This window comes from Pseudovibrio sp. M1P-2-3, from assembly GCF_031501865.1.
GTDB lineage: Bacteria > Pseudomonadota > Alphaproteobacteria > Rhizobiales > Stappiaceae > Pseudovibrio > Pseudovibrio corallicola.
Genome location: NZ_JARRCW010000001.1, coordinates 3,768,269 through 3,782,459, shown reverse-complemented (window position 1 = coordinate 3,782,459; position 14,191 = coordinate 3,768,269). Strand labels below are relative to the sequence as shown.

Here is a 14,191-nt window from a genome sequence, read left to right as displayed (position 1 = left end):
GGGTCACTGAATATTGAACTCATTTTGTCCGCTGCTGCTGGGTTTTGTTTGCGGGCTCTCAAGGAAAATACATGTCACAAAAGGCAGTGGGAACAGACAATATCTTCTTGTCTGGTTCCCTTCCAAAACTCTTTGCGAAAACGGCGTCCCCCATCATCTTGATGATGTTGGTCAATGGCCTGTTTAATTTAATTGATGCCTATTTTCTGGGTGTATTTGTCGGTCCGCGGGAACTGACGGCTGTCACGCTCATGTTTCCGCTCTTCATGTTGTTGATTGCCTTTTCCACTTGGGTCTCCAGCGGCTTTGCAAGTGTGTTTTCGCGCCTTCTGGGCGCAGGAGATACAAAAGCGGCGGGAGCTTCCTACTTTGAAGCTCTGGCGCTTTCCGCCATTGTTTGCCTGTTCCTGATGCTGGTGTTTAGCTGGGGCGGAAGCATGGTGACCACTTGGGCGGCCAAGGGGGATCTTGAGTTGGCAGGCTTTGGCTATGCCTATATGTCCATCCTTATCTACGGAAGTGCGGTTGGATTCTTTCTCGCTGTCAGTTCCGATGTTATGCGCTGTTCCGGCCGAGCGGGGGTGGTTGCTCTTTTTTCCATAACTGGCGTCGCGCTCAATGTGGTGTTCAATTATGTGTTTATCGTGCAGCTGAACTGGGGCGTTGCCGGCTCGGCCTATGGCACGCTCGCAGCCCAAACCTGCAGCGCGTTAGCATTCCTTATATATCTTGCCTTTATCGGGAATTCAGTTGTGAAACTGGAGCACATCAAAGAGGTGACCACGAAAAACTGGCGTGCGTTTATTGCACTGGGTGCGCCGTTTAGCCTAGGGTATATCGGTGTTTCTCTCATGTCTGTTGCGACGATCTTTTCACTGCAGCTTTGGGGCGGAGACAACTATGAGGTTCAGGCTGGGGCTTACGGCATCATCACCCGCTTCTTGACGTTTACGTTCCTGCCCATGCTTGGGGTCTCGCTGGCCCTGCAAAGCATCGTGGGCAATAACTACGGCGCAGGGGATATGCAGCGTACTGGGCAGGCTTTTAAAGTCGTGCTTGGTATCGCCATTGTTTACTGTGTTGGAGTTCAGATCTTCTACTATCTCACTGCAGATATGCTGGGCTACCTGTTTGTTGAAGATGTTGCAATCGCGGCAGAGGCTTCCAAAATTCTGCGTATCTGCACCATGGGCTTGTTCCTGTTTGGCCCAACCATGATGGTTGGGACTTATTTTCAAGCTATTGGCGATGCAAAACGTTCAAGTATTTTGAACCTCTCTCGTAACTACCTGTTTTCAATCCCTCTCATGCTGGTGGTTCCGGCGATCGTGGGGGGAGACAGCATCTGGTACGTGATGCCGGTGACAGAGGTGCTCGTGGCACTGTTGACGCTGGTCGTTGTGGCAACCGGGCCAAAAGGTAAGGGCAACCTTTGGCAGGTGGCACGAGCCTAAGCCTGAGCCAAATAGTTGGAGGGAGCCAAGGCCCCCTTCAATGTCTTTAAGAAGCACGTAATTCGTCTTCTAACCAAGCGGCAGAGGCAAGTAATTCACTGTCTCGTTCTCTGGCTCCAATCATCTGTAAGCCAACCGGCATTCCATTTTCCGAAATGAAAATAGGAAGGTTTAGTGCCGGAAGGCCAGCAAAGGTCCAAAGAGAGCAGAAGACCGGGTTTCCAATTCCCTCCTCAAACTTTGGCGCTATTCCGGTTGAGCTGGGCGTTAGGACTGCATCGAAACTCTCAAAAAATGTACTGAAATAGGCATCGCATTGGTTCTTCAGTTTTAAAGCGTTGTCATAGTGTGTTTGGGTCAAACCTTCGCAAGTCTTTACAAAAGACTGCATTTCTTCACTGAGCTGATTCCAGTTCTTTGAATATATGTGGTTTTGGTATCTGGAAATCTCATAGGAATAGGTGCTGACGAGGGCAGAAACATAATCATCAAAGCTGGAGGGCGCTTTAATGCGGGTGACCTTTCCATTCAGTCGGCTTAGCAGATCTTCAAAGAGTTGCCTTGATTGTTCATCCAGCTGGTCCGCATAGGGTAGGTCGAACCATACAAAACGAGGTGGTTTTGACAAGGGAGACGTGAGAGCCGTGGACAGTTGAGGGCGCGGTCGAGGGTAGCTCAAAGGGTCGCGCGGATCATATGCACTCAGGCAGTCTCCAAGTAAAATCAGGTCTTCTATTGAATTGGCGAAGATCCCGGGCTGGTCGAAATGCTGACTTATTGGTTCAAGACCACGACGGGAAAGGACGCCGATGGTGGGCTTGAATGCGTAAGTGCCGCAATATGATGCGGGACAAATAAGTGAACTGTCGGTTTGTGTTCCAAGCGCTAGGGGGATTTGTTTTGCGGCGGTAGCCGCCGCCGAACCAGAAGACGACCCTCCCGGTGTGTAGTCTGGATTGTGTGGGTTGTGTGTTTTGGAAGGAGAAAAAAGTGCAAACTCTGTGCAGGTTGTTTTCCCTAGTAAAACGGCCCCAGCCTCCTTTAATCTGGCCACAAGGAAGGCATCATGTTTGGGTTGTCTTCCTTTGAAAACCGGTGTGCCCCATTCTGTCGGAAAATCTTTGGTATCAATAATATCTTTGATGCCGATGGGGAGACCATGCAAGGTGCCAAGTGGCAGCCCTTTGGCATATATTTCGTCCCATTTTTCAGCCTGATCCAGGGCAAAGTCAGGATCAAGACTAGCCCACGCTTGAATGGATCTATCCGTCTCGTTAATGCGCTCCAAATAGGACTTTACAAGCTGGACAGAAGTAATTTCTCCTGACTTGAGTTTCCCTAGGTTTTTTGTGGCTGAGTTTTCATAGAGCATTGCGCTTCTCCCCTAAACGACGGAGTAAGCCTACAGGAGATTGAGATTTTCAAAAATCTACGGATCAGTATATAGGAATTAAGGGGTTAATGGGGCAGGATACCCTTTATACGAGAAACTCTCAATATATCCTCTCTTCAACATTTTACCTTTCCATTTCGCTGGATATTTTGCGCATAAATGATAGTTTTTATTGACATATGAGAGCTAATCGAGAATTTACGCAAATACCGTGTTTTTACCAAAAACGCTTCGGAAAGAGTAGAGCGGAAAGGCTTCGTGCAAGAGGGGCCAAGATAACCGTTTGTTACAACGTGTGAAGCTTAAAAAAGGAATGGATGCGCGGTTTTCACTCATGATCAGCAGTACGCGGCGTTTATAGCTTCGTACGTGGACTAGAAAGGGATAAACGGTTGCGCAACCACGAAGGTGCTCCTCACTCCGTTTATGGACTAGACCGTTGGGGCAAAGGGCTTATTTCCGTACTGCCCAATGGTGATATCGGGCTCAGCAATCCGCTCAAGCCAGATGCTCCAAAAATCAGTCTTCCAGAAATCGTTTCAGATCTTGAACAGCGTGGAATTTCTTCGCCGCTGTTGCTGCGGGTCAGTTCGTTTTTGCAAAATGAAATCCACCGGATCAACAACAGCTTTGCCGCATCCATCAAGCGGGTGGGGTATAAAGGCGTTTATCGCGGTGTGTTCCCTATCAAGGTGAACCAGCAGGCGCAGGTTGTAGACCGTATTGTTGAATACGGACGCGAGTATTCTTATGGGCTTGAAGCTGGCTCAAAGCCTGAACTGGTGATCGCGCTGGCGCACCGTTTGCCTGATGATGCTTTGATCGTGTGTAACGGGGTGAAAGACGAAGAGTTCATCCGCCTTGCCATTTTATCCCGCAAGATCGGTTTTAACACCATCATCGTTCTGGAAAGCCCGAAAGAGCTGGACACGGTTATTTCTGTTGTCGAGGAATTGGGCGAAGAGCCGCTTCTTGGTGTGCGCGTAAAGCTGACCAACCAGATTGGCGGAAACTGGGCGGAAAGCTCTGGCGACCGTTCCACCTTCGGCATGAATACCGATCAGCTGGTTTCGGTTCTTGATAAACTGCGTGACCATAACCTGCTTCACTGCCTGAAGCTGCAGCACTCTCACCTTGGCTCGCAAGTGCCTGATGTGAACGATGTGCGCCGCGCGGTGAATGAAGCTTGCCGGTATTTTTCCGAGTTGAAGAGTGAAGGGGTGCCGCTGACCCATTTGGACCTTGGCGGCGGCCTTGGTATTGACTACACAGGTGAGAAAAAAGCCAGCGAAAACTCCATCAACTATTCCGTTGAAGAGTACTGCGATGCGGTGGTCGAAACGGTTTGCTATGCCATGGATGAAGCTGAGCTGGATCATCCTGTATTGGTGACAGAGAGCGGACGCGCTGTAGTTGCCACATCGTCGATGCTGCTGTTTAACGTTTTGGAAACAACCCTGTTTGATGCCGCAACAGCGCCGGACGTGGAAGAGGATGATCACCATCTGGTTTCCGACCTCGCTGCTATTCGCGGGTATTTGACCGCCGAGCGCATGCAGGAGTGTGTGAATGATGCAGACTTCTATCGCAATGAGCTGCGGGCACTTTTCCGCCGTGGCTATATCGGTTTACGCCAGATGGGGCGGGCGGAGCGTATCTACCTCAATTTAATGGCGCATATTAAAGCTCTGGCCCGCACTGTTGAGAGCCGACCGGAGATTGAAACCCATTTGGCTAAACAGGTTGATATCTATCACTGTAACTTCTCCCTGTTCCAGTCCCTGCCAGATGTGTGGGCCATTGATCAAATCCACCCAATTGTGCCACTGCAGCAGCTCAATGAAGAGCCGGACAGGCGCGCGGTACTTTCTGATATCACCTGCGATTCTGATGGCAAGGTGGACCAGTTCATTCTGGCGGACGGCATGTCTCCCTCGCTTCCGGTGCACAGCCTGACAGAGGATAAGCCCTACTACATGGGCGTGTTCTTTGTGGGGGCCTATCAAGAAACGCTGGGCGATCTGCATAACCTGTTTGGCGATACCAATGTGGCGACTATTGAACTGCGCGAAGATGGCGGTTTTGACCTTCTGCAAGAAGTGGAAGGGGATACCATCTCTCAGGTTCTGTCCTACGTGGAATATGACCCACGCGACTGTGTCGATACTTTCCGCAAAATGATTGATCGCGCAATTTCACTGGGTAAAATCAAGAATTCTGATCGTCGCACTTTGATGGCTGCCTATCGGGACAGCATCAACGGTTACACTTACTACGAATAATCTCTAACTGGAGGCTCAAGAATGGGTAAGACTCTGGTCATCGGTGCAGGCGGGGTATCTTCCGCAGCCGTGCATAAAATGGCAATGAATTCGGATATCTTCTCCGAGATTACGCTGGCATCCCGCCGTATTTTCAAGTGCGATGATATTGCCAAAAGCGTACAGGAAAGAACTGGCGTAACCATCAAAACCGCTGAAGTGGATGCGATGGATGTGAGTGCTGTTGTTGCGCTTATCAAGGAAAGCGGCGCTGAGCTGCTGGTGAACCTTGCTCTGCCCTACCAAGACTTGAAGCTTATGGACGCCTGCCTTGAGGCTGGCATCAACTATCTGGACACTGCCAACTACGAGCCAGAAGATGAAGCAAAGTTTGAGTATCACTGGCAGTGGGCCTACCAGGAGCGCTTCAAAAAAGCTGGCCTGACAGCGATCCTTGGCTCCGGTTTTGACCCCGGTGTGACTTCCGTTTTTGCTACATGGCTCAAGAAGCACAAGCTGGAAACCATTCGCCAGATCGATATTCTGGATTGTAACGGCGGCGACAATGGCAAAGCCTTTGCGACCAACTTCAATCCTGAAATCAACATCCGCGAAGTGACAGCCGATGCGCGCCACTGGGAAAAGGGTGATTGGGTTACATCTCCTGCTATGACGCAGAAAGTGGAATTCGGCTTCCCAGAGGTTGGCAACAAGAATATGTACCTCATGTACCATGAGGAACTGGAAAGCTTGAAAACCCACTTCCCAGAAATCGAACGTGCTCGCTTCTGGATGACTTTTGGCGATGCTTACATCAATCATGTGCGCGTGTTGGAAGGCATTGGTATGACCTCCATCGAGCCGGTGATGCATGAAGGGAAGGAAATTATTCCTTTGCAATTCCTGAAGTCTGTTTTGCCTGATCCGAGCGATCTGGGTGAATTGACAAAAGGAAAAACCTGTATTGGTGACATTGTAACCGGTCAGGCAAAAGACGGTTCGGGCGAGAAAACCTACTACATCTATAATGTATGTGACCATGAAGAGTGCTACAAGGAAGTTGGCTCTCAAGCCGTGAGCTATACAACTGGTGTACCTGCCATGATCGGCGCGGCTATGGTGCTGAAAGGCATTTGGAAACAGCCGGGTGTATGGAACATGGAGCAGCTTGACCCTGATGCCTTCATGGAGATGCTGTTAGAGCATGGCCTGCCTTGGCAGTACAAAGAACTCAAAGGCCCGGTGAAGTTCTAGGAATATGACACAGATGATGCAGACACAGGCAGGCGGTGCGGGAGCGTTCTGCTCGTTTGACCTGAACCGCGTTCCATCCCCTTGCTTTGTAGTGGATGAAGCGTCGATTGAACGCAATCTGCAGATTTTGAAAGATGTGGGCGACCGTTCAGGCGCTCACATTCTCTCTGCATTGAAGGCGTTCTCCATGTTCTCGCTGGCCCCGTTGGTAAGCCGCTATCTGGAGGGAACCTGCGCCTCTGGCTTTTTCGAGGCAAAGCTTGGGCGGGAGTACTATGACGGTGAGGTTGCCACATTCTGCGCTGGCTACAAGGCGAGTGATATGGATAGGATTATTTCTCTGTCCGATCACTTGATTTTCAACTCACCTGCTCAAAAAGATCGTTTCCTGCCAAGTGTTAAGGCAAGCGGGCGAGCTGTGAGCGTTGGCCTGCGCATCAATCCAGAGCATTCTGAGGGGGAAGTTCCCAAGTACGACCCTTGTGCACCGTGTTCCCGTTTGGGCTTTCCTGTGTCTCAGCTCAGCAATGAGGTGATGGATGGTGTTGAAGGTTTTCACATGCACACCCTTTGCGAGCAGGGCTTTGAGCCTCTGGCCCGCACATGGGCAGCGGTTGAGGAAAAGCTGGCTCCGTACGTTGGGCAGTTGAAGTGGCTCAATTTTGGTGGTGGACACCATATCACCCGCGCTGACTACGACAGGGAAGCCTTGATCTCGTTCATCAAGGATCTGCGCGAGCGTACCGGCTTGGAAATCTACCTGGAGCCGGGAGAAGCGGTGGCACTGGATGCTGGAATTTTGGTTGGTGAAGTTCTGGACCTACCCAAAAATAGTGTAGATCTGGCCATCACCGATATCTCCGCTACCTGCCATATGCCAGATGTAATTGAGGCTCCTTACCGCCCGGCCATGCTGCATGAAGTGAAACAAGGGCACTACTACCGCTTTGGTGGTCCGTCCTGTCTGGCGGGTGACGTGATTGGCGATTATAGCCGTGCAAAGCCTTTGCAGATTGGTGATCGCATCGCGTTTTTGGATCAAGCTCACTATTCAATGGTAAAAACCAACACGTTTAATGGTGTGCCATTACCGTCCATAGCCATATGGAACAGCAAGACAGATGAGCTTCGCATGATCCGCGAGTTTTCCTATGAGGACTTTTTAGGACGACTTTCGTAACTGGGCTATTGATTAAACTGGTGCGCAGATCAGGGGATGATTGCTGAGTTTTGTTACTCTTTCCGGCGTCATCCTAGATTTAATCAAGGATCCATTCAAGGCGATGTGTGGTTAAACAATAGGTTATTAGAGAGCTGTTTCAATAAAACGTCTCACAGCTTGAAGCTTTGGCGAAAATTAATAAGGATAGCAATTAGATGACTATCTTCCTTGATAGTGAACTGACAGAAGTTGAGCGCACTGAGGAAAATGCCCGCTTTTGTATCATTCCCATGCCTCTTGAGAGGACAGTTTCTTATGGCTCTGGAACACAGAATGGTCCAGCGGCGATTATCGAGGCAAGCAGCGAGCTAGAGCGCTTGTGTAAGGGCAGTGAGCCATGTGCATTAGGTATTCATACAGAAGAGGCCGTGAATTGCAGTGGCCCGCTGCCCGAAGTGATGGAGCGCCTCGCACAGCGCACGCAAGCCGCTGTTCTGGCAGGCAAAGTTCCTGTGACACTGGGCGGTGAACATTCCCTTTCATACGGAGCAATCACCGGTGTATCCCGTGCTCTTGGTCAAAAGGTCGGTATCGTACAAATCGATGCCCATGCGGATCTGCGCATTGCCTATCAAGGAGAGAAACACTCCCACGCCTCTGTCATGAACCTGTTGGTGGAAAATGGGCACTCTTTAGCTCAGTTCGGCGTGCGTGCTTTGTGCCAACAGGAAGTGGATAGCCGCAAAGAATATGATGTCTTCTTCATGGATGCGGAAGAACTGGTCTGCGGCAATATTCTGGATATCGAACTACCCGAGGACTTTCCGGAGCTGGTTTATGTGTCCTTTGATGTGGACGGTCTCGATCCCGCTTTCATGCCAGCAACAGGTACGCCGGTTCCAGGTGGTCTTGCCTACTATCAATCATTACGCTTGGTTGAAAGCGCTTTGAAAGGCCGCCGCTGTGTTGGGATCGATGTGGTGGAACTCGCCCCAGATGGCAATGCCGCATGGGACTTTACCGCAGCGCAGGTGACTTATCGCCTGATGGCTGCTGCGGCAGAGAAATAAAAAAGAATAGCAGAGGCTCCGGTTGGAGCCTCTGAGAATTTTCAGTGAGAGATCATTAAGCTGCACGTAGCAGCTTTTTTTGCTCGGGTGCAGGTTTCACTCTGTTTAGTCTTTCTTGAAGGGTTGTCTTTTTCTTCTCGATAGATTTTGTTCTAAAATTCTCTATGAAGTCGTTGCACTGTTCTCTGAACAGTGTGTCATTCATGTACGACTTTATAGCAAATGTCATAATCATCTGGTTGAGAACCAGGTCCATTTTTACTTCATGGCTCTCTGAGCACACGCCAAGGTGCTTTGATTCCTTTAATGAAAAGTGAGTGTGGGCGAAGGATATTTGCGGGAGATAGAAAATAACCCCACTTGAGTTCTCAAACAGATTGTGCTGGCAGAAATTGTAGAGCATTGTCTGCGACTGTTCTGTTTCTTTTGCCTCATCAGAAAGTACATCCGCTACTCCCTGCAAGTAGGTTTGAAAGTCTCCTATCTCGGCCGCTATGACATTGCAGGCGAAATCCAGAGTTTTTCTGGCAACTCTTGTCCCTGCTGTTTCCAGTTTCAGATTGCGGTTGCCATTGGTGTTAATCGTGAAAAAATCAGTAAAGAAACCGAATGCGTCGCGCCACCCTTCTTCTTTTTGAACATAGGAAGGGTCGCCGCGAAAATCAGCTTCATTCTGGACAATGGCGCCAGCAAGGCTAAGGAACTTTTCCGTCAATTCCTTGCCGATTTCGACTTCTTCCTTCAGTTCCTCAGGCGCATCGTTCATTTGAAAGATGCTGTAGGTAACACCAGGAAGTTTGTTCTCCGGATCTATAACCGCAGGTGGGATTGGTAGAGGGTCCTCATCGTTTCGTGGGGTGCGGGTAAGTAGTTTTGTTAGTCGGGTCTTTTGAGCAAAAATGCTCTCCATGTTGGTTTTTTTCACGACCGTCATAACCCATCTCCTTCTATGGATATAAGCGGCGCATTAAGGAGCAACATAAATTTAGAGGCAATACAATGTTCGTTTCCTAGTATCTCGAAAATAAAAAACAACGGAATAAATTGTTTTCAAATTATCCATTTTATGAACCTGTTCTTTCTCAAACTCTACTGGACCTTTTGTTGGGAAGCCCTTTTAACGGATGAGCAAGTGCCATAGTTATTGGGCGATAAAAAAACCGGGGGCGTTGACCTCCGGTTTTTTCTGGTTATTAGCTCAAAACAACCAGTATTTCGGCATTGGTACCCCTATATGCCATAGGGCAGGACAAGACCTGCCTTATTTAATTGCTGCGATCAGCTGGTCGATCTGTTCAACAGACAACTCGTCTTTCAGCATGTCTTTCAGTGCAGCTTCGTCTTTTACTTCTTCAGATTTCAGAATTTCGTTAACGCGGGCAGCTTTTTCTTCGGAAAGGTGCAATTTTTCAACTGCTTGCTCAGCTGATGTAGCAACTTTTTCGACTTTTGTCGGTTGCGTTGGCATAACGGGAACACCCATCGCCATTGCAGGCATGGAAACGGCGCCAAGAGAGGCTGCAAGTGTGATTGTGCATAGTACTTTTTTCATTTTTATATTTCCTTAGTTTTTAGTGATGCTCGTTGCAATACTTTAGGTGTTCCGCAATTAAGTGCATGGATAAACCTGTAATTGAGGTGCAATCTTGAGAGCTAAAACCACAAACTGATTAGGAATTGAAATGGGTCTTCCTATGGCAGAATAATGAATATCCACTACTGCCGTAAACGGGAGGGTAAATGGGGGAATTCTAAAGAATATTCATGGTAATCTATGGCTTCTGAAAAATGAAATGTGGCAATAGTCACAATAAAGACATAATGATCCCATGTGACTATGGTTTTTAACTTACAAATTTAATTTAATTATTTCAATAATATAGCGACAACTTGACCTAGGTAGTATATCTTATCATTGTCTACTTCGCCTTATTTGTCGCAGGTTCTGGTGGGGTGTCTCCCAAAATATAGCGGGGGCCGCGTCCGTAGTGGGAAGCGGCATCACCAGCGTTGTAGAGCTGACATGTGCGCATGGACAAGCAGCCGCAGCCTATGCAACTATCGAGTTTCTTTCTCAGCTCCATCATTTTTGCAATGCGTTCGTCCAGATGTGTTTTGAACTGGTTACTGAGCTTGGTCCAGTCTGCCTTGTTGGGGGCGCGCCCTTCTGGTAAGCGGGCAAGTTGTTCGCTGATTTGTGCAATTGTGAACCCGAATTCCTGCGCAACAAGAATAAACGACAGGCGCCGGATGTCGGCTCGCATAAAACGACGCTGACCTCCAGAATTGCGCAGCGCAGTGACAAGCCCCTTCTCTTCATAAAACCGGATGGCTGAGGTTGAAAGACCCGTGCGCTCCGCCATTTGCCCAATGGTTAAAAGGTCTGTTCCACGCATTTTGGAAAACTTTCAAAAAAGATCTTGACTTCAAGTTAACTTGAACAATTAAACAGGGTGTCATTGGTTGTCAAACAAGAAGGTGCAACTCCAATGGCTAGTTTTTTAGAGCATGTAAATATCACCGTTTCAGATCCCGATGCCACTGCAAACCGTCTGGTGGACTGGTTTGGATGGAAGGTCCGCTGGAAAGGCCTTGCCAGAGCAGGAGGAACCACCATTCATGTGGGCAATGACGAGAGCTATCTGGCTGTTTACTCCCTTGGAAACTCACAGGATTCCACCAGTGATACCTATGAGACCAAAGGGGGCTTAAATCATGTAGGTGTTGTGGTGAATGATCTGGATGCAGTTGAGAAGAAGGTTTTAGACGCAGGGTACAATACCCGTAATCACGCTGATTATGAGCCGGGCAAACGCTTTTACTTTGATGATGATGACGGTATTGAGTTTGAAATTGTCAGTTACGCATAGGGCTTGAACGCTTGGTTTTTATAGCCATTGAGGAAGTTCAGGCACACCGAAAAACTACCTTCATCATGAGATTGTATCCCGCATTGGAGCGATATTTCTGCTTTGCGGGAATACGGTTTGGGCAAGAAGCTTCTCAGGAATGCCCAGATGATCTGCAAGTACACCTTTAAAGACACTGCGAATATCAGTTGTAGGCAGTAAGTCTCTTCCCTCAAAAAGCTGTTCTTTACGAAGGCCGGGCCAGTCCGTTTGCACACGCCCCCCTTTCACAGCGCCGCCAATGAGAATAGACAGCGTTCCCACCCCGTGATCAGTCCCTTTTGTTCCATTGAATTCGGCAGTTCTGCCAAACTCCGTCATGATACATAGCACTGTCTGGTCCCATACGGGGGCAAGACCTCGTTGGAGAACACCAATAACCTGATCCAGTCGTTGAAGCAGTGCGATAAAACGCGGGGAGTAGTGATGTCCGCCCACATGTGTATCCCAACCTTCCAGTTCCATAGCACCAATGCGCGGCCCCATGGGGTCAAGTAGTAATTTTGTTGCCGCTTGCGCGGTGAGAAAAAGGGTGCGGCTTTGCCCCTTTGCGCGTTCATGCATGGCTTTCATCTCTCGCAGCATAGCCCGTTCACCGCCCGTAACCTCCTCCAGCATGATACTTGCTTCCATCGCAGCATGCATCGCTTCATCTGTCCGGTCATAAAGGTTCAAAAGGCGTTGTTTGGTGTCTTGCCGTGCGGGGGCAAATCCTGGCGGCATCCAAGACAGAATGCGCGCATCTCCTCGTAGAAGTAGTGGCAGGGATGAACTGAGCGCAAGCCCTTGTTTTGGAGGTAATCCCTCTCCTTTTGGAAGGGTGGAGATTGCGCGGTTAAGCCATCCACTCTTTGAGGCCCCCAAGTTAGGCAGGCCGGACTCCAGTAAATCTTGAGCGTCAAAATGGGAGCGGCTTTTATAGGGCGTTGATACTGCGTGAATAAACAGAACATCGCCTTTGTTATAAAGCTTGCCAAGGGTGGGCATTGCAGGATGAAGCGAGAAGAAATTGTCCAGAGGTATAACGGCGCCCAGCTGGTGGTCTACATCCATAGACTTGGCTCTTACTATAGAAAACTGGGGGTCGCCAATTGGCTGCACCACACCAAGGCCGTCCATGCCACCACGCAGATTAAGCACAAGCAGACGTGGGTCATGATTGGAAAGAGCTGAAGCAATGCGTGGCTGAAATGCCCAGGCTGCCAAAGAGGCTGAACCCAGAAGGAACTGTCTGCGAGAGGAAACACAAAGGGACATCTTGAGTTTATCTCCTTTGGAATTCTGGACTTAAGAGAAGTAGGGCATGGGCCTGTTGTCGGGACTCTGCCCGGCTAATGGTTCTTCGGGTTTGGGAACTCAACGCGGGTTCAAGAATTTTGTTGCTATGGGCAAGAATGTTTTTTGGAATGCGTATACTGCGGCTTATACGGGTTGCCCAGTCAATCCGTTCCAAAAGGGCATCAGGTGCGAGCCAAACATTCGGGCCTACGGGCCAGCCCGCAGGGGAAGGGGGAGACCAAGTTTCTTCCCCCAAAATTCTGAGCATTCTCACGCTTTCCTTGATATTGGGGACATGCCCTGTGGCCCTGTTGGTTGCGATCAAAAACTCATAGGGGGAAATAAAGGCGTGCGGCAGCCCCGCCCACATTTTCGCAGATGTAATCATCGCTTGTGTTAAAGCCATGAGATTGCCGTTGCTAGATAAATAAACCGAGCTCAGGTGAGAAACGAGGTCTTCATCTGGATCCTCACCTAGAAAGTAAGTAACCAGCTTTTTAGATAGAAAACGGGCCGTTGAGGGATGCTTGGCGAGATCTTTCAATATCGCAATTGCCTGTTTTTTTCCCGAAGGAGGGTAGGTCTTGTTTAATACTATTTTTGGGCCGGGTTCATGGCGGGTTTTAAGAAATCTGAATTGCCCTGATTTCTTATCCTTGGCTGAATAATAGGTCCAGCCACTTAAAGTCTTTGCAAAGGCGATGATATCGGCCTGCGTGTAGCCGCCGTTTACCCCAAGGGTATGAAGTTCAAGGATCTCGCGTGCGAGATTTTCGTTGAGCCCTCTTTGGGATTTCCGTCCATAATTGGAGTTGGGGCCGATGGAACGATTATTGTCCAGATAATTCAGCATGGCTGGATGTTGAATTGAGGCCAATAGCATATCTTCGAAGCGGCCTAAAATATTAGGGCGAATTACATCCCGCTCATAAGGGCCCGCTAGGGTGGTTACGGTTTGGCCTTTACCTACGGAAATACAAAGATGGTTTGACCAGAACATAACCAGCCGCTCCAAAAACGGGCTGCGGGTTTGCGAGGCATGGAAGATGCGGGCTTCCACTTCTCTTTTATAGGTAAACTCCCGCGGTGGTTGTCCAAGACGTTCCCGCAGGGCTTTTGACCTTTCTTTACCTGTTAAAATTATTGTTTTGTCAAAGGTATCGCGTTTCCTGCGATATGCGTAGAAGGCTTTGAGCGCTTCTGCGTTGTTTAACAGCTGGTGAGGAGAGATGAGAGCGTCTTTTGGGCGTGCCAGTTGTTGCAAAAGGCTTCCTTGTGGATCCCGCGCATAACTGGAAATCTCATAGGGGGTGGCCCCTAATCCAAAGCGTTTGGCAGCAAGAAAAGCATTAAAGTCTGTTGCCATGGAAACGCTCTATAAGCTTGACGATTAAGCAGGTCCATTCGCCG

The 14,191-nt window shown here is 49.1% G+C and carries 12 protein-coding genes; 6 read left to right on the top strand and 6 right to left on the bottom strand.

The window, feature by feature from the left end; translation table 11 throughout:
- Positions 1-71: 71 nt before the first annotated feature.
- The gene (locus P6574_RS16600) at positions 72-1,454 is read left to right on the top strand and encodes an MATE family efflux transporter (RefSeq protein ID WP_310621369.1); all 1,383 of its coding nucleotides are present in this window, start codon (positions 72-74) and stop codon (positions 1,452-1,454) included.
- Between the two features lie 46 nt (positions 1,455-1,500).
- Here P6574_RS16600 and P6574_RS16595 read toward each other — a convergent pair whose 3' ends face one another.
- Positions 1,501-2,826, bottom strand: a complete 1,326-nt coding sequence (locus tag P6574_RS16595; RefSeq protein WP_310621368.1) for an amidase — start codon at positions 2,824-2,826, stop codon at positions 1,501-1,503.
- Positions 2,827-3,239: 413 nt separating this feature from the next.
- On the opposite strand from P6574_RS16595, the gene speA reads away from it, so the two are divergent.
- The 4 genes from speA (at position 3,240) to speB (ending at position 8,594) form a co-directional block, all read left to right on the top strand.
- Positions 3,240-5,129 (top strand): biosynthetic arginine decarboxylase, encoded by a 1,890-nt coding sequence (gene speA, locus P6574_RS16590; RefSeq protein WP_310621367.1) that lies wholly within the window; start codon positions 3,240-3,242, stop codon positions 5,127-5,129.
- A gap of 21 nt (positions 5,130-5,150) precedes the next feature.
- Positions 5,151-6,362, top strand: a complete 1,212-nt coding sequence (locus P6574_RS16585; RefSeq protein WP_310621366.1) for a saccharopine dehydrogenase family protein — start codon at positions 5,151-5,153, stop codon at positions 6,360-6,362.
- A 4-nt stretch (positions 6,363-6,366) separates the two neighbouring features.
- Entirely contained in the window at positions 6,367-7,542 is a 1,176-nt protein-coding gene (gene nspC / locus P6574_RS16580; protein WP_310621365.1) for a carboxynorspermidine decarboxylase, read from the top strand.
- 197 nt (positions 7,543-7,739) lie between these two features.
- Positions 7,740-8,594 carry an agmatinase gene (speB, locus tag P6574_RS16575; protein ID WP_310621364.1) on the top strand — a complete coding sequence of 285 codons (855 nt, stop codon included), beginning with the start codon at positions 7,740-7,742 and terminating at the stop codon, positions 8,592-8,594.
- Between the two features lie 55 nt (positions 8,595-8,649).
- Here speB and P6574_RS16570 read toward each other — a convergent pair whose 3' ends face one another.
- The 3 genes from P6574_RS16570 to soxR all read right to left on the bottom strand — a co-directional run bounded on the left by P6574_RS16570 (position 8,650) and on the right by soxR (position 10,990).
- Entirely contained in the window at positions 8,650-9,528 is an 879-nt protein-coding gene (locus P6574_RS16570; RefSeq protein WP_310621363.1) for a hypothetical protein, read from the bottom strand.
- A gap of 327 nt (positions 9,529-9,855) precedes the next feature.
- Positions 9,856-10,146 carry a hypothetical protein gene (locus tag P6574_RS16565; protein ID WP_310621362.1) on the bottom strand — a complete coding sequence of 97 codons (291 nt, stop codon included), beginning with the start codon at positions 10,144-10,146 and terminating at the stop codon, positions 9,856-9,858.
- A gap of 367 nt (positions 10,147-10,513) precedes the next feature.
- Positions 10,514-10,990 (bottom strand): redox-sensitive transcriptional activator SoxR, encoded by a 477-nt coding sequence (soxR, locus tag P6574_RS16560; RefSeq protein ID WP_310621361.1) that lies wholly within the window; start codon positions 10,988-10,990, stop codon positions 10,514-10,516.
- A gap of 93 nt (positions 10,991-11,083) precedes the next feature.
- Between soxR and P6574_RS16555 the strand changes: the two genes are divergently transcribed.
- Positions 11,084-11,464, top strand: coding sequence for a VOC family protein (locus P6574_RS16555; RefSeq protein ID WP_310621360.1), 381 nt, complete (start codon positions 11,084-11,086; stop codon positions 11,462-11,464).
- Between the two features lie 63 nt (positions 11,465-11,527).
- On the opposite strand, the gene P6574_RS16550 is transcribed toward P6574_RS16555, so the two are convergent.
- Together P6574_RS16550 and P6574_RS16545 are read right to left on the bottom strand one after the other, a co-directional pair.
- Complete coding sequence (locus tag P6574_RS16550) at positions 11,528-12,760, bottom strand: DUF1501 domain-containing protein (protein ID WP_310621359.1); 1,233 nt, start codon at positions 12,758-12,760, stop codon at positions 11,528-11,530.
- Between the two features lie 7 nt (positions 12,761-12,767).
- Positions 12,768-14,147: a DUF1800 domain-containing protein gene (locus P6574_RS16545; protein WP_310621358.1), complete on the bottom strand. Its 1,380-nt coding sequence runs from the start codon at positions 14,145-14,147 to the stop codon at positions 12,768-12,770.
- Positions 14,148-14,191 lie beyond the last annotated feature (44 nt).

Bases quoted from the DNA above. Each gene is read 5' to 3' on its own strand.
- P6574_RS16585 (WP_310621366.1), top strand. From the start codon at position 5,151: ATGGGTAAGACTCTGGTCATCGGTGCAGGCGGGGTATCTTCCGCAGCC.
- P6574_RS16555 (WP_310621360.1), top strand. From the start codon at position 11,084: ATGGCTAGTTTTTTAGAGCATGTAAATATCACCGTTTCAGATCCCGAT.
- P6574_RS16565 (WP_310621362.1), bottom strand. From the start codon at position 10,146: ATGAAAAAAGTACTATGCACAATCACACTTGCAGCCTCTCTTGGCGCC.
- P6574_RS16600 (WP_310621369.1), top strand. From the start codon at position 72: ATGTCACAAAAGGCAGTGGGAACAGACAATATCTTCTTGTCTGGTTCC.
- P6574_RS16545 (WP_310621358.1), bottom strand. From the start codon at position 14,147: ATGGCAACAGACTTTAATGCTTTTCTTGCTGCCAAACGCTTTGGATTA.
- nspC (WP_310621365.1), top strand. From the start codon at position 6,367: ATGACACAGATGATGCAGACACAGGCAGGCGGTGCGGGAGCGTTCTGC.
- P6574_RS16550 (WP_310621359.1), bottom strand. From the start codon at position 12,760: ATGTCCCTTTGTGTTTCCTCTCGCAGACAGTTCCTTCTGGGTTCAGCC.
- speB (WP_310621364.1), top strand. From the start codon at position 7,740: ATGACTATCTTCCTTGATAGTGAACTGACAGAAGTTGAGCGCACTGAG.
- P6574_RS16570 (WP_310621363.1), bottom strand. From the start codon at position 9,528: ATGACGGTCGTGAAAAAAACCAACATGGAGAGCATTTTTGCTCAAAAG.
- soxR (WP_310621361.1), bottom strand. From the start codon at position 10,990: ATGCGTGGAACAGACCTTTTAACCATTGGGCAAATGGCGGAGCGCACG.
- P6574_RS16595 (WP_310621368.1), bottom strand. From the start codon at position 2,826: ATGCTCTATGAAAACTCAGCCACAAAAAACCTAGGGAAACTCAAGTCA.